Raw genomic sequence first — 24,353 nt, 5'->3', positions numbered from 1 at the left:
GCGCTATAATAGCAAAGAATGGATCGTGTCCATGCGAAGAACCGCCGCCGTCATCGGCACCGCCATCTTCTTCGTGTTCGTGCCCTGCGTGGTGGCCGGGGTGGTGCCGTGGTGGATTTCGCACTGGGAGTTTAGGTTGTCGTTTCTCGGCGTCGAGCTCACGCGCTTCGTCGGCTCCGCGCTAATTCTTGCCGGCGTATCCGGGCTCGTGGATTCATTCGGGCGTTTCGCGCTGCAGGGGCTCGGCACGCCAGCGCCGATCGCCCCGACCCAACACCTCGTCGTTACCGGCCTCTATCGCTACGTGCGCAATCCAATCTACGTGGCGGTCGCCGCCGTCATTTTCGGCCAGGCGGTCCTGTTTGGCGATTGGCGGCTGTTCGCCTACGGCGCGGCCTTCTGCCTCGTCTGCCACCTGTTTGTCGTGGGCTACGAGGAGCCGACGCTAAAAAATTCATTCGGGGCGGAATACCAAGCTTTTCGCATCAATGTGCCGCGTTGGATCCCGCGCCTGACCGCGTGGCGAGGCGGTCGGTAGCGGCTGTAGCGTATAACCTTGGCGCTGATTATTTATGGGCTTCTCCTGAAGGCTCTTCAGCAAAGTTTGTCCGAAAGTGGCCCGCACCGACGAAATCCCGCGCTCGTCCAAATGCCGGCTGTTAAGGGTCGACCGGAAATGACTGACGTATGGCCAAAACGACGCGACTGGCGAGCAGGCTTTGGAAACTGTGCCCCGACAGGCCGTCGTCAGCATATTTGGGCACAAGGAGGTGCGATATGGCGACAACAGCTACCCAAGTTGGTCTTGATACGCCGGCGGCGGAGTTTCGGCTTCCGGCCACCGACGGCAAGACTTACGCACTGGACGACGTTGCGGGCGAAAAAGGCACGGTCGTCGTCTTCATCTGCAACCATTGTCCCTATGTTAAAGCGGTGATCGACCGCATGGTTTCGGACGCCCGCGTGCTGGTGTCGGAGAGCATAGGCTTTGCGGCGATTTGCTCGAACGATGCGGCGAGCTATCCCGAAGACTCATTTGAGAATATGAAGCGTTTCGCGAAGGCTCATGATTTCCCGTTTCCATATCTCCACGACGAGACCCAGACAGTCGCTCGGGCGTATGGGGCGGTCTGTACGCCGGACTTCTTCGGTTACAATGCCGACCGCAAGCTCAAGTATCGCGGCCGGCTCGACGAAGGCCGCACAACTCCGCCTCGCGCGGGGGCGCCCCGAGAGCTTGTCGAGGCCATGCGCGCGATTGCGACCACCGGTGTGGCGCCGGCTGACCAAAAGGCGTCTATTGGCTGCTCGATCAAATGGAAGGACGAATAAAGCCGAGCTATCCTGCTGCACGAGTTTGAGCCCGCGCCGGTGCCGGTGAACCTCGTCTATGCATCCAACCGCTTCATGCCGCTCAAGCTGCGTGCCTTTCTGGATTTCGTCGCACCGCGACTGAAAAGTCGCCTGGCCGATCTGCCGAAGGTAGGCGCGAGGAGCCGCCACCCGACGGTGCGCTGAGAGCTGCGCCGGAGCCGGCTTGCCGGCCATGTCATGAAACAGGCGACCTCTCTCGCCTCCTCAGAATGGAATGCACGGCCGAATGAGCCGGGCGATGAAGCGTTTGACCGACAACGACTTCACTAATCTGAATAACCAGCGTCAGGTTGGTATAGTTCTTGAACGCCTTGGCTTCGTAGGAAGCGGTAAGCACAACTCCACCACCACTTCGCTACGCACTCCCTTCGTGTTTGACAATTTCGAGATCCAGGTCGACGATACCCCGGTCCGCCTTGCGCCGCCTCACGTCTCGTCGAGAGCCAGGATATGGAGCTTTTGGCAGATGGACCGGCCCGTAGCCAGGTCCGACGCCCCGGTCAAAACAGATATTCAAGAAATATAGGTGCGGGCGACGAACTCACCAGCAAGGCGATGCTACGCCGGTCGCACGGGAGGTCGATGTGGGGTCAGACTCAGAATAGCTCGCATTCACAACGCGACGCCGATCGGATTGGCCGCGACTCCCGCGAGGAAAGCTGCTTTCTACCCTAAGCCCCCCTGCCGTCCTGTTTGCCAATCACGCAGCGCCATGCCGCCAGGCGCTCGGCCGGATGCTGCCTCATCCACTCGGCGAGCTGCGGCGCGCCAATCAGGCAGGCCTGCATCGAGACGTCAGCGAAGTCCGAGGTGGTGACGGTCTGCTCGCGGCAATTTGCCGGATAGGAGAGACTGCAGAGCACGGCGATGATCTTGATCACGACAGGAGAACCCCGTCGCTACGATGGGTATTGGCGCCGCTGACCGTATGACTTACCGGTGCCTTGTCTTTCTGCTCGCTGACTGGATCAGCCGGCGGGAAGACGCTCTCGTATATCGCGCGGGCCTCTCGAATTAGGCGGGCTCGCTCGCGCTCAGACTTTGGGACAAATCGAATAACTTCGCCCATATTCGCTCCAAACATTAGTTAGAGAAGGAATCTGCAGTTAGAGAATGAACCCGCTGTTAGATGACGACAATCATTCCATCATGATATAGGATTTCAGCCCCAATCAGTTTTGCCGGATCATGGATAGACTGGCCGGTCTCTTTTGCAAGCACCTCGGCGTAAGCAAGCAGATCGCGATGCACGGTTGCGGGAAGCTCGATTGTCAGCTTCACCGGTTTATCGCCAGCGATGACGCCGAGCCTGAGCTTCGCCATGTGTGTCTCCCTAACCCTTGTAAGGCTCCAACACCAGGTCACGATTGACGATGACCCGCACCGGGAAACCCGGCCGGATTGTCAACGTTGGCTGGATGTTGAGATTACGTTGAACGACTTTCTGGCCAGTTTGGTTCAAGTTTCGCTTGACCCTCGGCGAAGCGCCCGGATGATGTCGCCATTGTTGCCGGCATCAGAGCCAGCTCCTAGCTCGCTGCCAACACCCAACAGCGTTGACAGAAGCGCGGCTTTGAACAGGGCACCCCAATGATTGTCGACCCCATCCTCGAGACCGGCATAGCCGGCGGTGTCAGCACCGGCCTGACGTTCCAGGACAATCGATCGGCCATTGGGCATGATCAGGCGGGTCCATACCAGAAGCACACGCGACTGACCGAACGCGACCTGACTATCGTAGACCCCTATCAAACGTGCTCCCTGTGGGACAAGACGAACTCGTCCTGTCGGGGTATCGAAAACATTTTCAGTTACCTGCGCCGTGATCTGCCCCGGCAGATCGGAGCGAATTCCAGTAATGAGAGCGGCTGGAATAAGGCCGCGAGCCATCCGATATGTTTCCGGCGAGAGGCCGACCTCGGCCATCGCGTTCAACCGATGGACGAATTGCTACCGCAGATCGTCTCTGTCGCTGGGACCAACATATCGAAGGCGTAAAACTCGACCTCGGCATCGTGCCGGCGGGAGTGCAGGCCGTTGAAGTCTGAGATGCCGTCAACACCGAGCAGCACCGCCTCGCCGTCGATCACAAACGCGCAGCGCGGCCTCGACGATCCGCGGATATCTCTCCAGTCGTGGTCGTTGCGGGTGAACAGCCGCAGGCGCTTGTCCTCGCGCTGAACGATCAGGCGGTAGCCGTCGTGCTTGATTTCGTGGATCCACTCCGCCCGGTCAGGAACCTTGGTGCCGCGGGTGGGGATGCAGGGAAGGTACTTCGATTTGAGCATGGCCCGTAAATAGGTGTCCAATATGGGATTGCGAATCCCCGCGACGCAGTGGTGAGCAAATTGCCATTTGTGCGATTATCCGGTCGACCCGAAGCTGCTTCCGTACCTTGGGGAGGCTGACATGGGGGAGCTAGGTCCCAATCCACGCCGGCTCACCGACTGGCGCGGGGCCGGGGTGGAAGGGCGCCCTTGGGGGACGGACGTGCGGCGGACACGTCGAGGGCTGCCATCGCGGAAAATCTCTCGCAAAAAAATCGTTCCAAAAATGTGATCGCGACATCAATCCGCGCCGGCCGCGTGACCTTGGAGGATGTCACGGCCGGCAGCGGAAGGGGCTGACCGACGGAGCATCGGCAGCCGCCGCGACTATGCTCCGCGAATGCGGATGTTCCTAAACACCGAATTCCTTCTACTTAGAAATAATTCGTGAGTGGGCATGACCAGCTTCTCTTCACAAATGTTTGGGACGATGGGTGTGACGTTTGCTCTACCGGCTGCATGCATGATCCAGTCAAACAGCCGAAGTACTGGCGTGACCGCGCAAAGGCGACCCGCGCGAAAGCGAAGCAATTGCGCTATGCCGCCCCGCGAGAAATGTGCCGACTGCTGCGGCTCGCTGAGGAGTACGACAAGTTAGGCGAGCGTTATGCAGAGTGGCAGGGCAGCGCACAATTGCCAGCCGCAGAAGCGCCCGAACAGTAGGTCCGCGCCCCGCATCGTTGCGGACGTCGTCACTCGCTTAGAGATCCGCCCCGCGCCTACCTTCGGTGCAGGACGGTTTCGGCAAGAGCGGAACATTCGTAAAAGTTAGCTCGGAGCAGCGCTGACCTCGCCGACTGCAGCAACCACATTGCTCGCGCGCAAACACCTTGCAGTGCAGCTGCGGAACAACATTACACCTGACAAAGTCGCGGAACGAAACGGCTGGTCATTCTTTCTTAAAAAAATCGGGAGGTGCCCATGACTTCTCCGGCCAGAGAGGGCGCGTGTGCATTCGCTTGGCGGAACTACTTGCTGCGCCACAGCAGTGTCAGCGAGGACGATAACAGGTGTTCCGCCCTCCATCGCTACGTCACCCATCTTCGTGGTACCTGCGAATACGATTTCGCTCTCTTGCAAATAGCTGCAGTCGCTTACTTGAGAAGCCTAGACAAGTTGCATGACGACCGAGCTGCGAGAGCCGCAGCAGATCAAGCTTTGGGTCAATGCTTAAAATCCGGCAGTGCACAACCCGACACTCAGGTTTCGGCCATAACACCAGTGCGAAGGAGCGAACAGCATGGCAGACAAGACCGCTGACGCAGACCATTTAGCGCGCGACCCGCGCATCACCGCCGCGGCCGCAAGCAGCATGATTGCCTTGAAGCCGCTCATGCTCTTTCAGGTCTCAATGCTGGGGATGTGGGCCCACAGCATTGAGAGGTTCGCGGACAACTATGAAAAGGCGCTGGAAACCCGTCGAGGAACGGTCAAACAGGAAACGCGCGGCGTAAATTGAGCACACGCCCGGCACCAAGAGCCCCAGCTCCGGGACGTGGAAGCTGAGGCCCCTGGAGGCCAGCCCTTCACCCACAAAGAGCTACCCCGGGGATCACAGCACCCGATAGCCGTCTTCCGCTACAACAAAAGTTAACCGCAGGTTCGGTAGCGGAACGCATTGACTGCACCGACATTGGTTTGCTGGAGGGCGCGAGGCGATGCGGTACTGGTGCGACAACACGCGGTGGGTCTGCGAAAACCATTTGGATCGGCGGTTCTTGGGATGAAAGGGCCTGCGGTTGCGGCGGCGCTGGCGCACCTTGCCCGGCCTGCAACAAGGTCGATGCCGCTGATCCGGACGACGGGCCCGCGATGCCTGCGGGCTTTAAGCCCGATCTTAGTTAGAGCTTCGACCCCAAGCCAACCAAACCACCGTCCAATACCACCAACCGCGGTGCCATTAAGGGTTTCAGCCGAAAGGTGCCCCAACCGCTGGAGGAAAACCCGCATCGTGCGCAAAGGCTTTCCTTGCGGCTCCCATAATCTCGCGTTTGGAACGCTAGATCACAAGGCCTGTTGTCTCTTCAAAGATCTACGACCTTTGGAGCCTCAGATGAGTAAGCGTAAAGCAGCCAAGTCGTCAAAGCGCGCCCGCAGCCCCGCCATAGCCACGCGGGCCCATGGGAAGAAGCAGACCGTCGTTAAAAGCGCGAGAGACAATCTATTGCGCTCTGTTGCCGCTGGGCCGATTGAGTCGCCACTTGAGCTTCATGACGATCCGAAAGAAGAAGCTCCCAACGTCGAGAAACAAGAGGCCCCCATCGCTGCGAATCCGGTGCAAGTCGGCCCCAGCCAGATACGAGGGTTTGATTTTGCTTCAGCGACGGGAAACATGGTGGCTTATCAAGCGAAGCTTCTGGAAATGACACAAGCCAACATGCGATTTGCTTTGGACTTCAGCCAGAAGCTGGCGACGATCAGGTCGCCATTCCAATTTGTCGACGTGATTGTAGAATTTACAAAAAGGCGGGCCGACATGTTGGGGAAGCAGTCGACAGAAATGGCTGCACTCACAAGAAAGTGAGACGACTCTAAAACTCACGGCTCCCGCGCTCCAGGGGCCGTTTTCGTTAAGAATGATCCCGCTCAGCATCTGTGGGTTTGGGTAGACGGGAGGGACAGACGCCTCCGCGATGGAGACGGCTCCGGGGTGAGTAGAGCCGTCTCCACTCACCCACGGAGCGGCCGTCGGTGAGCGCGCCACCGCTAACCGGAGGCCTCCGACGCCGCGAGTGCGGCATCTATGTCGCGGTCGGCGGCAGACCATGACTCCGCCGTCGGCTCCGTAAAAGTGAGCCGCTCTGACCTACGACGAAAATTTTGACCCGAGAGTTAGTGATGCCTCTGCACCAAGAGCCCCAACTCCGGTGGGGGCTGAGGAGGGAGCCAAGGCCCCTGGAGGCCAGCCCTTGCGTGTGACCAGAAAGGGCCGCGCCGAAATCACAGCACCGGAGAGCGGTCGCTCGCCACAACAAAAGTTAACGGCCCCCCGCTTCGCGAGCGTGTCGTCGTGATGTGGAACAAGTCAGGTGACGCCTCCATGCGGGGCTGGTGCGCCAATCGCGCAGCCGCGTCAGTGCGCCGCGTGGGCTCAGCGGCAGTTCGCTCATGGCTGAGTAATCTACCGGTCCATCACAACGGTCCGTTCGCGATCTTCGCGATTTTTCGATGATCGCAATCGTCTCGGGCGTCTCGAATTCATCCTCTTTGATCAAAGCCGTGTTTCGTACGCTGTCGGGATGAACGGCGGCCCGGCTTGAGCCCGTCGTGATGTTTCGTTCCAGTGAGGCGAGACTGGTTGCGGGCTCAGTTTCTTCCGACTTGGCCGGGAGAACTGAGAGCGCGCTTATTGCCAGGAGCGCGGCCAAAACGTATCGCATTGATTTGCTCCAGCTTCGTGACTTGACAATCAATCAGGACACCACGGAGCTGGTTCCCGCGACTTTTCTGCCGCGGAATTGCAAATAATTGCGACACGGTGGCTGAATTCCACGATCTCTCGACGGATGTCCGGCGCGCAGGAACGCGCGGATTGATCAGGCGAACAGGTCAGCCCCCGCCTTAGTGAACTTCACGAACGTACCGCTATCGTGCAGTTCGAGCCAACCGCGCTCAATCGCTAGGTCGAGACCAGCCTTGTATTCCTCCGGCGTGCCTTTCTCGCGGAACAGGAACGGCCCGTTGATCAGCTCGATGTAGATCCGGCCATCCTGAACGACCTCGACGGTATTGGCGATCTCCACGAGTGTACGGGCTGCTTTTTCGGGATCTGAGTAAGGCCGGTCAGCGGTCAATTTCACGCACCCTCCCGCCGGCATCGTTCGGATGCGGCTGACATCAGCCGCACGCCATCCGCCAATGATGCCTACAATAGACGCGTCCTGGGTCAACAGCACCGCCGCAGAACATCGTTGCCACTTCGGCCACCGTGCCAAGCGGCCAGCGGCATTGACCACCGTCGAGTTCAATCAGCGAGCAATGCCGCATTTCCGACGGCGGCACGGTGGCATCGATCGGTAGCATCGGCTTTGCCGGACTGATCGATGTTACCGTTATCTTGGCGGGATCCGGCCGCATCTGCACCGCCGGGTTCACTTCGAAATGCTTTTCCACATTGGCCGGCAGCGCGCCATCGCTGCGCAGCCGCATTGCCTTCCCGCATACCGACCCGCGCGAGCGGTTCAACCGCTTCGAGATTTGTGCGGCTGATGCGTTCGGCCAAAGGCCGACGAGTAGGCGGATTTCTTGGGTGGTCCAAGGGATCATGCAAAGCCCCGCGAGCCAAAAGCACGTGGTGCTCCGACGAGATACGCGCGCAGGGTCTAGGGCGCGGTGGTGGCGATTTGAACCAAGCGGTTTTCTCGCCGGAGACGCGCATATTATGAAAATCGAAGCGCCGTTCGGAAAGCCGGCAATCTTGATGTATCAATTTTAATAGCAGTCGGTGGAACGGTTTTTTAACATTGATCAAGTTGATCGCAGCGATCCCTAGTAAAGTGCCTGGGCTACCGCACCCATCAAACCGTTGCGCTGAACATCGTCAGGCGGCCCAAGACAATGCCGTTCCATGAACTAGAGTGCCACATGAGGTGCAGGGATTGCCCCGGCTTCAAGGGCGGCCGCACAAGCGCAGCCATTTGGTGGCGCTGCGGCAAACGAAGATTTCCGTTAACGACCCGGAGTCAACATGGTGGCCAGGCGAGCGAGACTGAGGCATGTGTAACCTCTATTCGATCACGACAAACCAAGAACCCATCCGCGCGCTGTTCCGCGTGGTGAACCGCTATGTCGGCAACCTGCAGCCGATGCCGGACGTGTTTCCAGATTATCCGGCGCCAGGATCGTCGCCCGCGGCGAGGACAAGGAAGACAAGGTTGCCGCGAGAAATACGCCACCGACCGCCCCTACTCCGGCCCTGAGAAGGCCGCGCGCCGAATCCTCGAAATCGCCAACGCCGTCGAGCTAGTTCAAGGACGCATCCACATCGAGAAGATCAATGAGCCGTTTCTGTTCTGCGACGGCGGCAGTCCAGTCGAGTACGGCATGGGCCTCAAACTCGCGATCGAGCGCGGCTGGCTCAAGATGCACGAATCCGGGACGTTCGTGACCTCACACCGGCCGGCGCGGAACTGTTCGCGTAAGAAGGAATGGGCAGCTTTCTCGAAATGTCGGGAACCAGACATTGGATAATTGGTTGCCCCGAACGATCTTTTGACGAGGTGGCAAGTCGGCACGCCGAAGAACACCGACCGCGATCGACAGGCACTGGCGATTGGTTGCCGAGTCAGCGAACCTTCAAGATCGATTTAGTTGAGTTCGGAGGTCGTCCATGCTTCCTCGGAAAGAAAACGCGCGTGCGCGCGCGCGAGCTTGGCTTGAAACTGAAGCGCCAGCACCGCCCGACGATGACACCCTGCAAAAAGCCAGGAAAGAAGCAGCGGCCATCGTTCGCGAAGCGAAGGGCGATGGCGCGTCACACGCCGATGCGCACGCCATCGGTGATCTCAGCCAGAGTTATTACGCGTATACGACGACGCTATCGGCGACCGAAGTCAAGCGGTTACCCATGATCACGCGCTGGAAGGATTTGTGATTTGGTTTCTTTTCCGGAGGCAGTGATGTCGAAGTTCGTAGCCCTGGTCGTGGAGAATGATCCGTTCCAGCGAGAGTGCCTTGCCGATCTTCTCAAAGGCGAAGGCCTCGAAGTGTTGGAGTGCGCCAATGGAGAGGTCGCGGAACTGGTCCTGGCTACGACTGGCCCTGAGCTCCGGGCGCTAGTAACGGATGTAAATCTGGGTGGCGAGATGTCCGGCGTAGAACTTGCGCAGTATGCCAAGAGCCGCTTGCCGGGTCTCAATGTCGTGATGGTCTCTGGACATGGCCCGCCAACCGTTCCGCACGACACCCACTTTCTTATGAAGCCCTAGGAGCCGCAGCAGCTACTTGCCGCGGTGCTGAGATGACCTGGCCGTCGTCGACGACGCGTTGCACCGTGGCCAGGCAAATATATGAGCCTTTCGACGGCTAAGTTCTGTTCGTCTCCGGCCTTTGTCTTTTCATCCTCAACCGGACGTGCCGCGCCAGCGGAATCCGCGAGCAGCGCTTGCCCCCGTGGACAGAACGGGAACATGCGCATGCCGCAACGCCCGACACCTCCTCGCCGCCCGCCGACCTGCCGCCAACCAGCCGATCGCGGCCTGCGGTGGCGATCCCAAAGAGGCGGTCAAGGCCCTGCTGGTGGCGGTCGATTTCCTGGAGGCTCGTGTCGACGAGCTCCGGCGGCTGTCTCAACCGGCTATGCGCGCCGTTGCCTCGACGTGCGGCGCGACCGCAAGGAGATCAATGTCATGGGCGTCGCGCTCATCGCCAGGAACGGATCGGCCCGCCGCGCATCATAGGGCATGACACCTGCCGATGCAGAACGGTATCGCCGGAAGGCTGAGGAGTGCCGCGCTAACGCGAGGACGGTAACCGACGACTCTGATAGAGCGGCGTGGCTTCGCCTCGCTGAGGTTTGGATGGAACTGGCGCGATCCGCGAACAGAGATGGCGGGGCACCGGGTAACGCCGAAGAAGAAATCAAGAAGCGCGCTTATGAGATCTGGGAGCGCCATGGCAGGCCAAAAGGCAAGGAAGATGAGTTCTGGCAGCAAGCGGAGCAAGAACTGCGAAACGAGGATAACTCGTCCCCCATCCTCACGCCCGGCACGAGAGCGGAACGTTCTTGAATTTAACGCAGAGGGACAGGCTGAATATTTTGCAGACGCGGACGATCTCGCTCTCCGCTCGCCCTACTTGCTGCCGTCCTCATCCCGCGACGAGATGATCCGCAACGGCTGCTCGAGGCAAACATTCAGGCTGTCGACCGCCTGCGCAATGGTGCCACCGTCGGCATAAGTCACCATGTGCCCCGCATCATTCACGAGGTGCAGGTCGGAGCTACCCAGCACCCTGTGTAGACGTCTGGCCTGTTCAGGCTCGATAAGCTGGTCCCCTGTTCCGTGGAAGATGTGAACGGGGCACCGAATGCTTGGATAGCGAGACTGGAAACGTGCCGCTTCCGGAATGAGGAACGCACTTTCCTCCGCGGCCGCCCTCAACTGTTTTGGCCTGACCATTAGGGAGATAGGAAAGTCATTTTTGAAGTTCGCCGGGACAGAGCGGGGCGCAAAAAGCTTGCGCAACAATGCCGGCAGAATGGCCCAGGAGAAAATTGGCGCTACCGTGTAGCGAACCATATCACCCAAGACCGGTATTGCTGGACCAGACGCCATCCAAAAATCCAACCGCCATGTCGGAAAGTAATAACCGGAAGCAAGCACAAGGCCACGGATAGGATAGTTACTTTGCAATCCGATCGCCACAGCGACCAGCGCACCCCATGAGTGGCCCAGCACGACAGGATCGCGCAAACCGAGTTGATCAAAAGCCTTCACGAACAGCGCCGCCTGGGATGTTGCGGTCCAGATGCGTGCGCGGGGCCGTTGGCTGTATCCGAAGCCCGGCCGATCAAAGCATACAACCCGGTTGCGGCGTGCAAGCCGGTCCACGAGTCCGCTGATGATGAAATCCTGAATCATCGAGCCGTTGCCATGGAACAGCACCACGCACGGAGCTGCGCGATCACCACGCTCGAGGAAGTGGAGACGCAGCCCCTCACACTCGATGAAGTTACCGATTGGTGGGTTCTTCCGTTCAGCCATGATCGAGAACACGATGTTCCCTATGACCAGAAGAAGGAGGAAGACAGCAACAACGATGAAAGCGGTTTCACCAGTGGACATTCGTGGAGCCTCGCGACGCAAGTAGCCAGCCGAATTGCGGCAGAGGAAAGAACCAATGAGCGCATAAACCTCCACATGTTGCTGTCGTTCCTAAGCGACAATGGAGATCGCGGAAAAGACTGCTTAGGAACGGTCTCACCCAGATGGCGTTCTCGCCAAGGAGCTGGGGCAAGTCATCAACCTGCAATCAGCGGAGAACAAAGATGGCAAATCCACGCCAGGAGGATAAGTCTACGCAAGCCATGGAAGACGCAGCCGGTCGCGCTGGCGAGAGGACTGCTGAGCAGACCACCCGTATCGGACAAGCTGCAGCCGATCAAACGGCGCGTGTCGGGCAAGCTGCGGCTAAGGCCGGGGAGGACGTGGCTCGAGCAAGTGCGAACCTGCTCAAGCAAAACGTTGAGACGTTGCAGCACGCATGGCGCTCCGGCCTGGAAGCGGCAACCTCGGCCATGGGATGGTCCACCGAGCAATTTGGTCGCACGCTCGGCGTATCAGGAGAAGGGGTGCAACAGGCAAAGGAGGTAACGGAACGGTCGGCGCGCAACACACAAACGCTGCTTTATACTGGTACCGCTGCTGCCAGAGTGATGGGTGGAATGTCTCAAGAGTACTTCCAGATGGTTCGGCATCAAGTCGAGAAGAATATGGACCACATGAATGAGTTGTGGACCTGCCGAACTCCTCAGGACTTTGCAGCCGCACAAAGTGACATGCTGCGGGAGACCGTGGAAACCGCTCTGGAGAGCAGCCGTAGAATAGCTGACATGTCGCTCAAAATGGCCGACGAAACTGGAAAGCAGATCAAACAAAGTATGGAAGAGATCCGGCGCTCCGCCTAAACCCGGGGCGTACAGGTTCGACTTGAAAAAGAGCGGCTGCTGTCAGCCGCTCTTGCAGTCCCCCCTTAGCGAAAAGGCCCGGCTCCGGGCAATTTGTTCGCGGAATATCATCCTGGATTGGCAATCTCCGAAGCCTATTTGCGGCCCCGCATTTTGTCTGTTCAGAAGCTTACACAGGAATAAAAAATCGGGAACAAGTGGCAATATTTCTAGGCACCGCCTGTTTCCCGCGTTGTCCCGGCGGTAGGAGCGACCCCAAGTTGGAGGAGGGCTGGGGTCGCTTCTCTTTGACATTTCCCGAGCAAAAAATGGCACGGGTGGTGGCTGCCACCCAAGGGCCGCCATGAAGAGATATGCAGCCCCAGGCCGTCTAGCCAGGTAAATGAGAGCTAGAACTGCTCGATCTTCTACCGCGGTCCTCCAACGCTTTGTCGATGGCGACCTGGGCATCCAAGACCGCGTCGGCACGTGTAAGCGCAACGCCGGTCCGCGTTCTGGTTGCATTGAGAAAGACGACCCATTTCCAGCACCATGGATTTGTCGTTTGAATGACTTCAAATTGGACAGCTTTGTATTCCATAGCCGTTCCTTAAACGCGGCACCGGAAATGACTACCTACTTTCCAACGATTTCGATTCCACCTCGAGCCGGTCAGCATCCACATTCGCAACCACGGCCGCTGTTGCAGTAACGGCAAGTGGTCACGATTCCAAAAGCAAGCCCGAAGAGTCTCAATCCTTTAGTGTCCGCCATTTTGATCACTCGTCACGATAACTAGCCTTGCCTAGGGATGTTTCAGTAGCGGTCAGAATCTTATCCAAACGCAAATTGAACTGACACTGTGATACCGCCTGCCATGAGACTTGCGATCGCGACCAGCGTCCATTCCGGTCGGGCACCGCCATTAGCGAGGCGGTTCAGAGCCTCCGCAAAGTTTGCCATCTGGCTTTCACCATCTCTCAGATCCAAGGCGAGCTAGATAGGAAAGGCCACAGCAGGTCAGTTCCTCTGGATCACTTTCACCAGCTTTCCATTTCCGGTTAGATACCTTTCAAGTGAGCAACGACGCGGATCGGCCGCGTCAACGTTATTGTGGGTCGCCAAGTGAACGGACCAAGCTCGATCAACAGCTAGCCTCAGCGGTAGATCATCATTCATTTTTGAACTCCAAAAATCCGCTTTAGATTATAATTCGATCGCGGAGAAAAAGTTGCCAGTTTTTCCCGATGCTCTGATGTTTTCGAATACGAAACCTCGAACTTTATGCGTGTTGCCACGAGCCACGCCCGATGCTCACGGATCTGGCTCGTGCGCTGCGACACGCGCGCTACAACGAACGGGCCGTGCGCGAACTGGTGGGCCGTTGGGTCCGAGCTTGAGCCGGCTGTCGTCACGGGCCGCTTCAGCGCCCGACCGCCCTCGGGCCCCGTAGCGTCTTGGCGATTCCAACTGGAATTCGCCGTGCCTTTTCGAGAGGGAACCGAACAACCAGGGGACGCGGAGCGATTGCAATCGCTACTTCGGATATCCGAGCTGGGTCAAAATCGAAAGTGCCTCGGCCGACGCGGCATGTCCCTGTTCTACCCAGACAGAAGACATCGGTACGCGGACCGCTCAGGTGCCTTTCGTGCCAAGAGGCGACGCAAAGACTATCAAAAGGGGATCAGAGCCCGCCGGCGGGCGGGACTGATGACTATTGAGGCTTGCAGCTCTGGCGACGTAAACACGGGGCGGAACGACTTAAGAATGATTTCGGCCCGGTGGATCGCTCCGAGAAACGCCCAAAGCTCCTACGGTCGGTAGGAACCAATCCTAGCGCCGTCTTTTGATTCACTTTCGGTTGGTGGAGTTGGGTATGCGTACGTCACCATCGATCGTCCCCGGCCTCGACCGGGATGTGTATCTGGTTCTCGACGACTTCGGCCGTATGGGTTGTGCCTGGCGCGAGACAAATGTTGAAGACACCGATCTTGAGGCTGTCATCCAAGATTTGCTCGAAGGACAGCACAGCAACCCGGTTCGCGTCGTCGGCTTTAACGTCTCAGAAGGTTGGGTTCGCGATGTTTCAGGAGAGATAGCGCGAATGCTGCGCCAGCACTGCGCCGATAAGAATCACGAGCTGCCGGACTCGCTACATCAGCTGGTTGAGCAAGCGGCTGGGCAAGCGAAATGATGGACGCCTTCTCCACGATGGAATACCCGCATTGGCTGATTGTAGCCGGGGCCGTCCTATTGGCGCTCGGATTTATGGGGATGGCACTTCGCCAACGAGTCGCTCAGGCCGAGCTCAAAGAAATGGCGAGCGGGGATGAGCAAGGGCGGTCCGAGTCTGAGCCCGAACCCGCTCAGACACAGGCTGCCAATCGGAAGGCGAAGCTTGAAGAGAAGAGGGATCGATGGGCTAATAAAGACCGCAGTACCGAGGAACTTTGAACGATAGGCCGAGGGTTTCTGACAAGAATCGCAATGACCGTCCTTGGCGACGTCAACACCAGTAAGCAGGTCGGGGACGCCGACTACATCAAGGCCTTCGCCACCACGGACGCCGCGGAAAAATGTTTCAAGGAAACGATCCCGAAGGCATGGCCTTTGAGTACGATGTTTTGGAATGAAGGAGGCCGCCAACTGAGGCGGCCTTGCTTTAGTCGGGGCCTGCAACCCGGGGGACGAAAGCCACTCGCTCATGTGTGAAGCCGTCTCTAGCTGCCTGATCTTTTTGAGTAGCGCGCCCATCTCCGGGCCAGGTTTTAGCTGGGCGATTTGCGCTTCCAGCTTGGCCTTCTCGGCTGCGATGTTCTCTTCAAAGGTGTGGGGAACAGAACGGCGACGCTGCATGATACAACCTCGTGCTTACGGGTCCTGACCGTAGGGTTTGCGGTTCCGATCCTAATATGCAGAAGCCGGGCTGTCAGTTCCCAAGTGAACAATTCAAATCAGGCCACCGTGATTTTCAAACCAGACACTGAGGTCGGAAACAGGCCAGTACCCGCGGCCGGACAGGCCGCTGCCAGCCCTGCGTCGGGGCCCTCCTTAAGAACCTGCAGCTTTGCTGAAAGTCGATTCCATCGCTCCCGGGGGAATTGTGGAGACAAACCGGGAGAAAGTGGCGACCCCAGCTATCTCCTCCCAGAGTACTGGGCCGTTTCTTCGAAGCTTGGCACAGACATTGCGCTTGATCGGATGCTGGGGATTTGAGTGGCCCAGTTTGTGACTAAAGCGCCGCCGGGCATGCGTTTCGAACCGGCGGCGTCCTTTTCTGAGACCGCGATTGAACCCACAGTCTCCCCCAAAAGAAGCCCGCCGGGTTGAATCGGCGGGCTCCATACGCTGTTACGCTCGCGGGAGCCTGGGGGCGATCCGCGATTGCCCGTAATCCTACGGGCGACGAGTTAGGGAACGGTTGGCCAACAACCGCCATCGCTCTAGCCCTAGGCGCCTCATAAGACTGCGCCTACGATGCAGGGACCAGGATTGGCATCGCGAGTGTTACGACCGCGCACATGGTCGAACTGCCGGATTCGACCACCACCAATCATAGCCCGGTCGGCGCATGGCAATGCTGAGTTCAAGATCGGAATAGGCGCCTGCTGCTTGCTAGCCCCGTGTTGAATGAAGCGTTGCCCTGCTACCCACATACTCATAGCGAATGCGACAATGACCATCGCGCTCGCACACTGCATCTCCCATTCGCGCGAACTAGTCACGAAGGTCCACCAATTTGATATTCGACGTTGACGCTACTCGCCGCGTGACCGGCCACCACCACGGCCGCCGTCGAGATAACCGCCAAGGTCAAAGCGGCAAACATGATGCCAATCAATTTCAAAGCGCGCCTGTCTGGCATCGCAAAGCGTCCTTCACCACGGCTGAGAAAAGTCCGGTCGGTGTTCCGACTCGGGCATTTCCCTCCCTCTAGTAATTCCGCTCAGTGAACAGCACGAACCAAATAGTATCCGACGCCGCCGACAACGATCACGGCTGGAACGGCCCAAAACAACAGAACTGGCATGTAAGCCTCCTGCTCCTCATCCCTCCCCTCATCCATAAACGCGACCTATTGCCACTTGTCCCCGAACCGCGTCCGACCAGCCCCCTCATGGTAAATGATATGATGTGCCGAAGTCCTGACCGCAGGGCCGCAGCGCCTTATCCTGTCTTTCCGCCCGCGCCCTTGAAGAGTTCAGGGTTGTTGGCGACGTAGTCGAGCCAAAGCTGACGCATAATTCTCTGTACGTCGTCAGCGTTGAAGCCACTCCCATTAGGAGGGGTGCTACTAAGCTGGCCCAACCGCACTATTCCTGAATAGGGATCCGAAGGATCCGGCGTAAATGCCGCATCGGTCGGCTTATGAACAATACCCTGCGGAGAGATATTGAATTGGTCACGTCTGACTAGAGTGTGCTCCATCGCGTCTTAAGCCGATAAGAGGGCGCTCACATACACCCGCCCCGGTTTGCTTCAAAAACCGGGAAAAATAGGTAAAGTTCCTACCGCTCTGTCGGAACGATCCGACTGCCGTCAGTTTGAACCGACCTGTTTTGTTTAGTGGAGTTTGCGGCGTGGCGTTTCAGCGCAAGAAGGCGGCGGCGATCGCCGTGAAGGCGCCCTTCCCCGGATTCGTCGAGCCCACGCTGGCCACGTCGGTTGAGAAAGTGCCATCCGGCGAGCGCTGGATCCATGAGATCAAGTTCGATGGCTACCGCGTCCAAGTGCACCTGGTGAACAAGGCAGTCAAGGCGGTCAAGGTTTTCACCCGCCGAGGCAACGACTGGACAAAGCGCTTCCGCAAGATTGCGGACGACGCCTGGCACATCGCGGCCGGAAGCGCGATCGTCGACGGCGAAGTCGTCGTCCCTTCCGGCAACGGCACCACCGATTTCTCGGACCTCCTGCAAAATGAGCTGAAGGGAAATCGCGCAAGATCATGCTGGTCGCGTTCGATCTGCTTTACCTCAACGGCTACGATTTGCGAAGCTTGCCGCTGATCGAGCGCAAGGCGCTCCTCAAAAAAGACCATTGATGGCACCGACCTCCAGTTCAGTGAAAGTTTTGAAGTCGACGGTAAGGAGATGTTCGAACACGCCTGCAAGGTCGGACTGGAAGGTGTCGTCTCCAAGGTGCGCGACAGCCGCTATCCTTCCGGCCGCGGCCGAGACTGGGTCAAGAAAACCTGCGCGCAGCGCGAGACGCTGACCATCGCCGGATTTTCGCTCGAAGGCAACGATTGGGACGGCATCTATGTCGGCCGCCGCAAGGGCAATGACCTGGTCTATGCCGGCAAGGTCGACCATGGATTCGATAAGTCGGCCGCTAACCTTCGCAAGCGCCTGACGCCGCTGATCCGCAAAACCCAGCCTTACGCAAAGAAGATCGCGCACAAGGCGATCTGGGTCGAGCCCGAAATGCTTTCGAGCATCCCAAATACTTGTTCATCGGCGCGTCAGCAGCACCCCAATCAGGAATGCAATAGCTAACGACTGGATGGGCGCCTCCCGTGTAGCCGCGCTCAACCTCTCGAGCCACCCGCGACGAGGCGCGACTTCGTCGGCGAGGTTCTGGGACATGCTGCGAATGGCATCCACAGCGTTGTCGATCCTTTGCTCGGCGCCCGCGGTCGGCACGGGAGTGGGAGTGTCGTCGTTTGTCATGAACGTTTGAACGTGCCAACGTTGACCGAGTTCCTACGCCAAAGACCACATAGGTGCCCTGCGGTTGGGCGACGATCCACAGGGTCCCGCCAAGAAAGGTATCTGGTCAGGTTTCCCTCGACCGTGGTCCTTTCTCGACCCGTACGCCCTTGAATTTCTTGGCAGCCGATTTTCTCGCGGCCCGGCGCAAAAGCAGTTCTCGCGCCATGCTGCCGAGAGGTTGGAGTTCGGCCGCCTCTTTGAACTTCTATGCTTCTTCCGCTAATTGCGCTTCAAATGTCGCTTTATGTTTGACGCGCTTACGCTGTTGAGCCGTAGGATCGGAACATTCGGTCTGCTTGGCCGAACCGGGCGCACGCACGGAGCTAGGCATCGAGATACGCAACTCATCTCGCAATTGGACGCTAACATTTCGAATCCTTACCGTCACGCGACTTGAGGGAGAAGTAAGTTGCGACGGGGGCAACAGCTGGCCGGGCCTAGTGCGGAAGCGAATGTTCAAGGAAGAAGCGCAGTATTTCCCTCGTCGCGTCCGGCCCATAAGCTGGCGGAAATTCGCACGAACCCCAAGCCAGTCTGGCCGGTGCTATCGCTCAAAGCGGCTCTTGCGGCTATGCAGACGAAAGGGCCTTCCCGACTCGTTCCAGGAATTATTCCGTTTGTTCGACCACGGAGGGCATCCTTGCCACCGACATCAGTGACCTCGCAACTTGGTTCAAGAGCTGATCGGAGTTCTCTTCTTCGGCAAGTGACTTCGACAGTAAGGCGACCACCGCGCTGTGGCGCAGTTGCTGGGCGAGATTTTTCGCGGTTGTGTAGGCGGACATCTCGTAGTGCTCAACGCGCTGCGCGGCACCGATGAGCGCGAGGTCGGCGGCGGCGTCCTTCTTTTCCTCGCCCTCGGCCATGACCTCCTGGCCTTCTTCGACCAACCCCATCATGCCCTTGCAAGGTTTCGCACGGGCTGTCTTGCCAAGCAGTTCGAAACATTCGTTGATGCGCTCGATCTGGTTTTCGGTCTCGACGAGATGCTGCTCGAACAGCTCACGGAGCTGATCGAAGCGCGCCGCCTCGGCCATTTTCGGCAGCGCCTTGGTAAGCTGCTTTTCCGCATGCAGAATGTCGCGAAGCTCGTCGATCAAAAGATCGTCCAGCCCGGCCTCGTCGGCTTGCGGCGAACTTTCCGTGACGATTGCGCGGGCGGCTCCGGGTTCGGCTTGAATTGCCGGAGATTCCGTGAATACCCAGCCGTTACCTTCGTTCCACGGCCCGCGGGTGTCGATCTCGCCATGCTCACCGGTTCCGGTGGAATCATTGAAGAACTGGTCCACCAGCCCGGGCGTCGGTGCGATGCGGCCGATGCTGAAGGCGGGCTTGCTCATGCTTTCAAGGGCCAGCGAGAACGCCTTCATGTGGGTGATTTCCCGGGTCATCAGGAACTGCAGCGCGTCCTTGGTGCCGGCGTCGTCGCAGAAATTGATCAGCCGTTCGTAGACGATCTTGGCGCGCGCCTCGGCCGCGATGTTGCTGCGCAGGTCGACGTCGAGTTCGCCGGTGATCTTCAGATAATCGGCGGTCCAAGCGTTGCCTTGCGAATTGAACAGATTTACGCCGCCGCCGCCCGCAATCGCGATCAACGGATCGGCTTCAGCCGCCTGCCGGTCGAACTTCATCGGCTTGAGGTGCATTCGCGCCAGCGTGCCGACTATTTCAAGATGGCTCAGTTCCTCGGTGCCGATGTCCATCAACAGGTCCTTGCGGTCCGGATCCTCGCAATTGAGCCCCTGTATCGAATACTGCATCGCGGCCGCCAATTCGCCATTGGCGCCGCCGAACTGTTCAAGGAGCATATTGCCAAAGCGCGGGTCGGGTTCATCGACACGAACGGTGAACATCAGTTTCTTGACGTGGTGATACATGGGATGGCCTCGAAGGTTGGGATGATGAGTCCCGAACGGCACGTTGTGCGCTTTGTTCCTAAATCTGGTTGCGCTCGCCAAACCGATGTTGGAAACATTCGAGGCGGCCCGACGCGATGTGCGATTCCGCTGGGAAGCGTGGCACAGCTGCGGCGGCGCAAAATCCCTGTTGGTCTCATTTTGAGTGTTTGGCCCAATGGGAAACACTTGAGTAATTCCGAGAAAGTTCAGCCTGTAGAGCGAAAATATCGGGTTGGGCAGACTAACCTTTGTTGTGTCCGGCGGGATGTTTCCGGAGCACACTTCCCTCATCCACCCGCGCGGACCTGAGCATTCATCCCCGTCGACAATGCGACCGTCGCGCGACCGCCCTTTTTAACTGAATGGACCCGCGTATGATCATCAAACGTCGACGCTTCAAGCAAACCCAATCTCTTGAGGGACGTCTCGCCGACGAAGCAAAGCGCTTGCGAGAGCAAGCCAAGTTGCTTCCACACGGCGCGCTCCGTGAGGAAATCTTGCGTAGGGCGCGGCAGGCAGAGACTGGCTGGCTCGCATATGAGCGAGTGGCTGCGCTCGCCGGGATTGCGACCTGCACAATAGGAATGTACTAACTGCCTCACGCTTGGAAGCTCACTGGAGGCAGAGATGCCGCGCTACTACTTTGACTTCCTAGATGGAGCGGGTTCCTCGTTGATGATGAGGGACGCGAATTTAGCGACACCCACGCAGTGCAGGTCGAGGCCGCGCGATCCTTGATCGACATGGCCCGAGACTCCTTGCTCGAATCCGCTGTCGCGTCGATAGATCGGATTACCATTCAGGTTCGAGACGACGCGGGGCCGGTGATGAACGTTTGGTTCAGATTGAATCGACAGAACCAACTAGAACCCTAGCGGCGCACGACGTTGCCGGACGACACGCGCCGGGCCTTACCACTCGGGTCACCCACCGGAATGGCCTATTCAGGCTGGGTGTGATTCTTGGCAGAATTGCGCGCCATGCAGAAACCGGCCGGGTTGAGATCGGCGGGTTTCCGCGATTGGGCCATGCGTAGCAACCTGCAATTAACGATCGTACAGATGCCGGTGAGAATTTGCCAAGTCTGCGGCCATCGCGGCGCCGATATCAGGCCGCTCTTCGAAGATAGACGCGTGGGGACTGGCTAGGCCGGGATAGGAACCATTTGGCTGCCGACCCCTTGGTAGCTTGCGGTGCCAGGATTCGCCTCCACTTCGGGGGAAGGGAAATTATGGAATGGCTGGTCTGGACAGTCGCCGTTGCGGCAGCCCTATACTTGGCACTTAGGCTTTCCCTTTATCTTCTGTTTCGAAAGCCAAAGGCGAAATAAGCATGAACTGAAAGCCGTAGCGCGCCAGGATGCTGCGCGGCCTAGCGTCCGTCCGAAAGAAAAGGCCCGCTAGCGTGAACCGGCGGGCCTTTGATTTACGGCAATCAAACGTTTTCAGATGCCGGCCAGCCGTTTGCCGAGCATAGCCAGACACATGCTCAGTTTGAAACACAGCCGGCGGGCATAAGAGTGCTAATATTGCGAGATGGCAGAGCGCGTACGCATTCTCAAGCACGAGGCTGTCCCCGGATGCGGGAGCTTTGAGGTCCGATTCCCGGACGGTCGGCCCAGCCAGTACTTGTATTGGGACGACATTCCGGCTCGTCGGATGAGGCCGGAAACGTTGGATCGTGACACTGCACTGGAGAAGGCGAAGGCGGTAGCTAGGGGTCGCTAACCGAGGAACGCGAGGACGTTAAGGAAGTTGTGGTGCCGCGCCGGTAATGGGCCCCACGCCTGCCGCCGCTGGTCGATTTGCAGCGAAACGAGGCGAAAATGACGAACGCCTTATACTTATTCCTAGCATACCCGCATTGGCTGATCGTGACCGGAACCGTCCTGTTGATCCTCGGACTTATCGGGCTCGCATTATTTAGCCGAAGTGAGGTAGATAGTAGCGAGGACCCCTTGGACGACAGGCCGAAGTTATCCGACAAGGAAACGCAATGACGGTCTTAATCTACGTCAACACCAGCAAGCAGGTGGGCGATTCCGAGCACGTCAAGGTGTTTGCGAATACCGATGCCACGGAAGCCTGGTTCGAGGAGAACGATCCGGAAGGCGTGGCCTTTGAGTATGAGGTTCTGGAATGAAAGAGGCCGCCAACTGAGGCGGCCTTACAGCATCCGCCAGCGTGAGCCGGCCTTTACTTCAAGATCAACCACAAAGCGGCACCGGCCGTAGCCGTGATGGCGACTGACATCACCATGGATAGCGCGAACAGCCTTGCCCATTCCCAGTACGACACGCACGCAATTTCCGGTCGGCTACATTGCCGCGCTGCTAGTGTCCCGGGAAATCGTGGCAAGCGCCAGTGCAGTTTGTGCCAAAGCAAATAGGTACCCGACTGAGGCGGCCCTATTCTAGCAACGCGACGATGGCGACGCTGGCCGCCAGTAGTAGAGCCAGCCAGATCATCGAGAGCCGGAAGTAGAGGGTGTTGCGCGTCATCATCCAATAAACGTTCCCGCCGCAATAAAACCCCTTGATCTAAATCACGATCAAATCGAGCCCGATTGACACGAAAATGGCCCTCAGCGTGAACCGGCGGGCCTTGATTTTGTGGCCAATCAAACGTTTTCAGGGGCTGGGAGCCGCGCTCCGAGATCGGCGAAGAACCGGGTCGCCCGGAAGCAATAGCGAGCCAGCCGCCGTCTGCGGACGGGTGCCGACGGGTCAAGCCCGTCCCGCTTCATTCGAGCACGGCCTCGGGAGGAACCTTTCCATTTAGAGGCGGTTATTTTCAGGACAGAGCCTGAGGAGAAACAAATGCGTGATGCCGTCAATCGCCGCCGATACACCTTGATGGCCGCTCTCGCTGGTATTGCCGTGGTAGCCGTCTTGTCGATGTACGGACCGTGGAGTCCGAGAATAGTTCAAAGGGATGATCCGGCCGGTACCGCTGTAGCGATAGTTATTTCCACTACTCCGACTGCCCCGCTTTAAACCACGGCGTCTCACGTGACGCCCGGCGGCTAGGGTTTACTGTCAACGATAGCTTGGGTCCGGCTCGCGGAAACGATTTCGCGCAATCTGGTCAGGGGGTCTGCCGTTGGATCAGCGACATGATCATCAGTGTCGCGATTATAACCGCCGGCCCGCAGCTAACCAAAGCGGCTAACCAAAGTTCCGGATTGCGCAAGATGCTGTTATCGTCGTGCATGGCACCGTCCTCCACTAAGGCTGATTGTCAACTGAAATGACCTGGAGGTCGTTCCTTCAATTGCCGCTTCCTCAATTGCCGCAATGGGCACCGCCCTCTATCTTTCTTTCCCGCATGCGAAAATCGGCATTCGAACCATGCATTCCGACCCGGGGGCACACGGTTCCAACCGGGAACGATTGGATTCACAAGATCAAGCACGATGGCTATCGACCGATCGTCTCCAAAGGGACGGACAGTGCGTTCGCCTGTTTACTCGCAACGGCCACGATTGGAGTGGTCGGTTTCCGCTCATCACCGCGTTACGTAGCCGGAATAGTTCGTTCGTACTCGACGGCGAAGCTGTCCCGCTGGGCGTTGACGGCATCTCCGATTTCAACGGTCTGCACTCCCGTGTTCGCACATGCGGACGCCGCTGAAACGTGGTTCGCGGAAAACGATCCCGAAGGCGTGGCCTTTGAGTACGAGGTGATTGGCGCAGAATAAAAATGGCCCCAGCGCGCGGCGGTGCGCTGAGGCCATCCAAAGTATTACCTTCTGAACAGCCAGACAGGGTAGTGGGTACCCATCTGGCTTACCGATCGAAGCGGGAAACGGTGGCAACGTCTGCCCCATAGTGAACAGAACGCGGAAGATCGTTGAGCCCGCCAGCCCGCGGGCCCTTTCCTTAGGAACCTGCAGCCTTGCCGAGAGTCGATTCCGTCGCTCCCTGGGGATTGTGGAGTCAAACCGGGAGAAAGTGGCGGCCCCAGCTAGGTTTCCGGGGCCGTTTTCTTATTTCCGCGTCTTTAGCTGAGACTGATCGGGAAAGCGGCAAGACCTGAGGAACATGCGCCTGCTGGGGGAGTCATTTCATAGCTTCCGGGGGACTTGCCCCCAAGCCCCACCCCGGAAGAAGGCGGCCCCAGCTTCTTTCCGTCTGGCTGGGGCCGTTTCCATTCAGAAGCCGGCGAGCCAGCGGTTGAGGCTTAGTGAGATTTCGAGATCGCCCGTTGCAGCGTGCGAACCAAATCTTCCGCAGCCTCTTCCATCGTGTCTTTTTTTCTCAAATGCTTAATCATCGCGACTAGCGTGTTGATCAAGACGACTTGGGCCATCGGCGGCGAAATCTGTCTTTTAGCCAAGAGCGCACGGATGTCTCGCGTAAACGCGACGCATTCGACTTCGTAGGCCTTCGTCATCTCTCTCCGCACTTCAGTACTCCAGCCAGTGAAAAGAGTTGGGAT

General features: G+C 58.3%; 23 protein-coding genes and 5 pseudogenes. 16 read left to right on the top strand and 12 right to left on the bottom strand.

Going from position 1 to position 24,353, the window contains the following annotated elements; all coding sequences use genetic code 11:
- Nucleotides 1-31 precede the first annotated feature (31 nt).
- From GWE18_RS12490 to GWE18_RS12475, 4 genes are all read left to right on the top strand, one after another.
- Nucleotides 32-538, top strand: coding sequence for an isoprenylcysteine carboxylmethyltransferase family protein (locus GWE18_RS12490; protein WP_275186057.1), 507 nt, complete (start codon nt 32-34; stop codon nt 536-538).
- A 239-nt stretch (nt 539-777) separates the two neighbouring features.
- Nucleotides 778-1,332 carry a thioredoxin family protein gene (locus tag GWE18_RS12485; protein WP_275186056.1) on the top strand — a complete coding sequence of 185 codons (555 nt, stop codon included), beginning with the start codon at nt 778-780 and terminating at the stop codon, nt 1,330-1,332.
- Between the two features lie 39 nt (nt 1,333-1,371).
- A complete protein-coding gene (locus tag GWE18_RS12480; protein WP_275186055.1) occupies nt 1,372-1,518 on the top strand; it encodes a hypothetical protein in 147 nt (48 codons plus the stop codon).
- Nucleotides 1,519-1,612: 94 nt separating this feature from the next.
- Nucleotides 1,613-1,900, top strand: coding sequence for a hypothetical protein (locus tag GWE18_RS12475; RefSeq protein WP_275186054.1), 288 nt, complete (start codon nt 1,613-1,615; stop codon nt 1,898-1,900).
- Nucleotides 1,901-2,045: 145 nt separating this feature from the next.
- Here the strand turns inward: GWE18_RS12475 and GWE18_RS12470 are convergent, their stop codons facing one another.
- From GWE18_RS12470 to GWE18_RS12450, 5 genes and pseudogenes are all read right to left on the bottom strand, one after another.
- Nucleotides 2,046-2,255, bottom strand: coding sequence for a hypothetical protein (locus tag GWE18_RS12470; protein ID WP_275186053.1), 210 nt, complete (start codon nt 2,253-2,255; stop codon nt 2,046-2,048).
- On the bottom strand, nt 2,252-2,443 hold the full coding sequence (locus tag GWE18_RS12465) for a hypothetical protein (RefSeq protein ID WP_275186052.1): 192 nt from the start codon (nt 2,441-2,443) through the stop codon (nt 2,252-2,254). The genes GWE18_RS12470 and GWE18_RS12465 overlap by 4 nt, the downstream gene beginning before the upstream one ends.
- A gap of 56 nt (nt 2,444-2,499) precedes the next feature.
- On the bottom strand, nt 2,500-2,697 hold the full coding sequence (locus GWE18_RS12460; protein WP_275186051.1) for a DUF2274 domain-containing protein: 198 nt from the start codon (nt 2,695-2,697) through the stop codon (nt 2,500-2,502).
- 10 nt (nt 2,698-2,707) lie between these two features.
- Nucleotides 2,708-3,252, bottom strand: a pseudogene (locus GWE18_RS12455) (TrbI/VirB10 family protein); the annotation flags it as partial.
- 53 nt (nt 3,253-3,305) lie between these two features.
- Nucleotides 3,306-3,662, bottom strand: coding sequence for a hypothetical protein (locus GWE18_RS12450; RefSeq protein ID WP_275186050.1), 357 nt, complete (start codon nt 3,660-3,662; stop codon nt 3,306-3,308).
- A gap of 1,279 nt (nt 3,663-4,941) precedes the next feature.
- On the opposite strand from GWE18_RS12450, the gene GWE18_RS12445 reads away from it, so the two are divergent.
- Together GWE18_RS12445 and GWE18_RS12440 are read left to right on the top strand one after the other, a co-directional pair.
- Nucleotides 4,942-5,160 (top strand): hypothetical protein, encoded by a 219-nt coding sequence (locus GWE18_RS12445; RefSeq protein ID WP_275186049.1) that lies wholly within the window; start codon nt 4,942-4,944, stop codon nt 5,158-5,160.
- A gap of 594 nt (nt 5,161-5,754) precedes the next feature.
- Nucleotides 5,755-6,225 carry a Phasin protein gene (locus GWE18_RS12440; protein ID WP_275186048.1) on the top strand — a complete coding sequence of 157 codons (471 nt, stop codon included), beginning with the start codon at nt 5,755-5,757 and terminating at the stop codon, nt 6,223-6,225.
- Nucleotides 6,226-7,237: 1,012 nt separating this feature from the next.
- Here the strand turns inward: GWE18_RS12440 and GWE18_RS12435 are convergent.
- Entirely contained in the window at nt 7,238-7,501 is a 264-nt protein-coding gene (locus GWE18_RS12435; protein ID WP_275186047.1) for a hypothetical protein, read from the bottom strand.
- Between the two features lie 37 nt (nt 7,502-7,538).
- Complete coding sequence (locus tag GWE18_RS12430; RefSeq protein ID WP_275186046.1) at nt 7,539-7,967, bottom strand: GcrA family cell cycle regulator; 429 nt, start codon at nt 7,965-7,967, stop codon at nt 7,539-7,541.
- Nucleotides 7,968-8,192: 225 nt separating this feature from the next.
- On the opposite strand from GWE18_RS12430, the pseudogene GWE18_RS12425 reads away from it, so the two are divergent.
- From GWE18_RS12425 to GWE18_RS12400, 5 genes and pseudogenes are all read left to right on the top strand, one after another.
- Nucleotides 8,193-8,413: pseudogene (locus tag GWE18_RS12425) on the top strand (hypothetical protein); the annotation flags it as partial.
- A 3-nt stretch (nt 8,414-8,416) separates the two neighbouring features.
- A pseudogene (locus GWE18_RS12420) lies at nt 8,417-8,539 on the top strand (SOS response-associated peptidase); the annotation flags it as partial.
- 491 nt (nt 8,540-9,030) lie between these two features.
- Nucleotides 9,031-9,294 carry a hypothetical protein gene (locus GWE18_RS12415; protein ID WP_275186045.1) on the top strand — a complete coding sequence of 88 codons (264 nt, stop codon included), beginning with the start codon at nt 9,031-9,033 and terminating at the stop codon, nt 9,292-9,294.
- A 25-nt stretch (nt 9,295-9,319) separates the two neighbouring features.
- Complete coding sequence (locus GWE18_RS12410) at nt 9,320-9,628, top strand: response regulator (RefSeq protein WP_275186044.1); 309 nt, start codon at nt 9,320-9,322, stop codon at nt 9,626-9,628.
- A 591-nt stretch (nt 9,629-10,219) separates the two neighbouring features.
- Nucleotides 10,220-10,429, top strand: coding sequence for a DUF2934 domain-containing protein (locus GWE18_RS12400; protein WP_275186043.1), 210 nt, complete (start codon nt 10,220-10,222; stop codon nt 10,427-10,429).
- A gap of 63 nt (nt 10,430-10,492) precedes the next feature.
- On the opposite strand, the gene GWE18_RS12395 is transcribed toward GWE18_RS12400, so the two are convergent.
- Nucleotides 10,493-11,485, bottom strand: a complete 993-nt coding sequence (locus GWE18_RS12395; RefSeq protein ID WP_275186042.1) for an alpha/beta hydrolase — start codon at nt 11,483-11,485, stop codon at nt 10,493-10,495.
- A gap of 203 nt (nt 11,486-11,688) precedes the next feature.
- On the opposite strand from GWE18_RS12395, the gene GWE18_RS12390 reads away from it, so the two are divergent.
- Nucleotides 11,689-12,327 (top strand): phasin family protein, encoded by a 639-nt coding sequence (locus GWE18_RS12390; RefSeq protein ID WP_275186040.1) that lies wholly within the window; start codon nt 11,689-11,691, stop codon nt 12,325-12,327.
- Between the two features lie 1,855 nt (nt 12,328-14,182).
- A complete protein-coding gene (locus GWE18_RS12385; protein ID WP_275186039.1) occupies nt 14,183-14,500 on the top strand; it encodes a hypothetical protein in 318 nt (105 codons plus the stop codon).
- A gap of 56 nt (nt 14,501-14,556) precedes the next feature.
- Here the strand turns inward: GWE18_RS12385 and GWE18_RS12380 are convergent, their stop codons facing one another.
- Nucleotides 14,557-15,162 (bottom strand): hypothetical protein, encoded by a 606-nt coding sequence (locus GWE18_RS12380; protein ID WP_275186038.1) that lies wholly within the window; start codon nt 15,160-15,162, stop codon nt 14,557-14,559.
- A gap of 865 nt (nt 15,163-16,027) precedes the next feature.
- Complete coding sequence (locus GWE18_RS12375; protein ID WP_275186037.1) at nt 16,028-16,171, bottom strand: hypothetical protein; 144 nt, start codon at nt 16,169-16,171, stop codon at nt 16,028-16,030.
- Between the two features lie 715 nt (nt 16,172-16,886).
- On the opposite strand from GWE18_RS12375, the pseudogene GWE18_RS12370 reads away from it, so the two are divergent.
- A pseudogene (locus GWE18_RS12370) lies at nt 16,887-17,738 on the top strand (RNA ligase family protein); the annotation flags it as partial.
- Nucleotides 17,739-18,625: 887 nt separating this feature from the next.
- Here the strand turns inward: GWE18_RS12370 and GWE18_RS12365 are convergent.
- Entirely contained in the window at nt 18,626-19,894 is a 1,269-nt protein-coding gene (locus tag GWE18_RS12365; protein WP_275186035.1) for a DUF892 family protein, read from the bottom strand.
- A 398-nt stretch (nt 19,895-20,292) separates the two neighbouring features.
- Between GWE18_RS12365 and GWE18_RS12360 the strand changes: the two are divergent.
- Nucleotides 20,293-20,497 (top strand): annotated as a pseudogene (locus GWE18_RS12360) (hypothetical protein).
- A 1,413-nt stretch (nt 20,498-21,910) separates the two neighbouring features.
- On the top strand, nt 21,911-22,057 hold the full coding sequence (locus GWE18_RS12355) for a hypothetical protein (protein WP_275186034.1): 147 nt from the start codon (nt 21,911-21,913) through the stop codon (nt 22,055-22,057).
- A gap of 2,038 nt (nt 22,058-24,095) precedes the next feature.
- On the opposite strand, the gene GWE18_RS12345 is transcribed toward GWE18_RS12355, so the two are convergent.
- Nucleotides 24,096-24,308, bottom strand: a complete 213-nt coding sequence (locus tag GWE18_RS12345) for a hypothetical protein (protein ID WP_247510908.1) — start codon at nt 24,306-24,308, stop codon at nt 24,096-24,098.
- Nucleotides 24,309-24,353 lie beyond the last annotated feature (45 nt).

The organism is Bradyrhizobium sp. CSA112, from assembly GCF_029051645.1.
GTDB lineage: Bacteria > Pseudomonadota > Alphaproteobacteria > Rhizobiales > Xanthobacteraceae > Bradyrhizobium.
Note: the sequence above shows the minus strand (reverse complement) of the source record. Positions and strands in the feature narration are given on the sequence as shown.

What these genes read in the sequence shown, in the direction of transcription:
- GWE18_RS12400 (WP_275186043.1), top strand. Translation starts at nt 10,220, where the DNA reads ATGGAACTGGCGCGATCCGCGAACAGAGATGGCGGGGCACCGGGTAAC.
- GWE18_RS12375 (WP_275186037.1), bottom strand. Translation starts at nt 16,171, where the DNA reads ATGCCAGACAGGCGCGCTTTGAAATTGATTGGCATCATGTTTGCCGCT.
- GWE18_RS12440 (WP_275186048.1), top strand. Translation starts at nt 5,755, where the DNA reads ATGAGTAAGCGTAAAGCAGCCAAGTCGTCAAAGCGCGCCCGCAGCCCC.
- GWE18_RS12365 (WP_275186035.1), bottom strand. Translation starts at nt 19,894, where the DNA reads ATGTATCACCACGTCAAGAAACTGATGTTCACCGTTCGTGTCGATGAA.
- GWE18_RS12385 (WP_275186039.1), top strand. Translation starts at nt 14,183, where the DNA reads ATGCGTACGTCACCATCGATCGTCCCCGGCCTCGACCGGGATGTGTAT.
- GWE18_RS12445 (WP_275186049.1), top strand. Translation starts at nt 4,942, where the DNA reads ATGGCAGACAAGACCGCTGACGCAGACCATTTAGCGCGCGACCCGCGC.
- GWE18_RS12395 (WP_275186042.1), bottom strand. Translation starts at nt 11,485, where the DNA reads ATGTCCACTGGTGAAACCGCTTTCATCGTTGTTGCTGTCTTCCTCCTT.
- GWE18_RS12485 (WP_275186056.1), top strand. Translation starts at nt 778, where the DNA reads ATGGCGACAACAGCTACCCAAGTTGGTCTTGATACGCCGGCGGCGGAG.
- GWE18_RS12415 (WP_275186045.1), top strand. Translation starts at nt 9,031, where the DNA reads ATGCTTCCTCGGAAAGAAAACGCGCGTGCGCGCGCGCGAGCTTGGCTT.
- GWE18_RS12345 (WP_247510908.1), bottom strand. Translation starts at nt 24,308, where the DNA reads ATGACGAAGGCCTACGAAGTCGAATGCGTCGCGTTTACGCGAGACATC.
- GWE18_RS12450 (WP_275186050.1), bottom strand. Translation starts at nt 3,662, where the DNA reads ATGCTCAAATCGAAGTACCTTCCCTGCATCCCCACCCGCGGCACCAAG.
- GWE18_RS12490 (WP_275186057.1), top strand. Translation starts at nt 32, where the DNA reads ATGCGAAGAACCGCCGCCGTCATCGGCACCGCCATCTTCTTCGTGTTC.
- GWE18_RS12460 (WP_275186051.1), bottom strand. Translation starts at nt 2,697, where the DNA reads ATGGCGAAGCTCAGGCTCGGCGTCATCGCTGGCGATAAACCGGTGAAG.
- GWE18_RS12475 (WP_275186054.1), top strand. Translation starts at nt 1,613, where the DNA reads ATGAAGCGTTTGACCGACAACGACTTCACTAATCTGAATAACCAGCGT.
- GWE18_RS12410 (WP_275186044.1), top strand. Translation starts at nt 9,320, where the DNA reads ATGTCGAAGTTCGTAGCCCTGGTCGTGGAGAATGATCCGTTCCAGCGA.
- GWE18_RS12355 (WP_275186034.1), top strand. Translation starts at nt 21,911, where the DNA reads ATGACGGTCTTAATCTACGTCAACACCAGCAAGCAGGTGGGCGATTCC.
- GWE18_RS12465 (WP_275186052.1), bottom strand. Translation starts at nt 2,443, where the DNA reads ATGGGCGAAGTTATTCGATTTGTCCCAAAGTCTGAGCGCGAGCGAGCC.
- GWE18_RS12380 (WP_275186038.1), bottom strand. Translation starts at nt 15,162, where the DNA reads ATGCAGCGTCGCCGTTCTGTTCCCCACACCTTTGAAGAGAACATCGCA.
- GWE18_RS12390 (WP_275186040.1), top strand. Translation starts at nt 11,689, where the DNA reads ATGGCAAATCCACGCCAGGAGGATAAGTCTACGCAAGCCATGGAAGAC.
- GWE18_RS12430 (WP_275186046.1), bottom strand. Translation starts at nt 7,967, where the DNA reads ATGATCCCTTGGACCACCCAAGAAATCCGCCTACTCGTCGGCCTTTGG.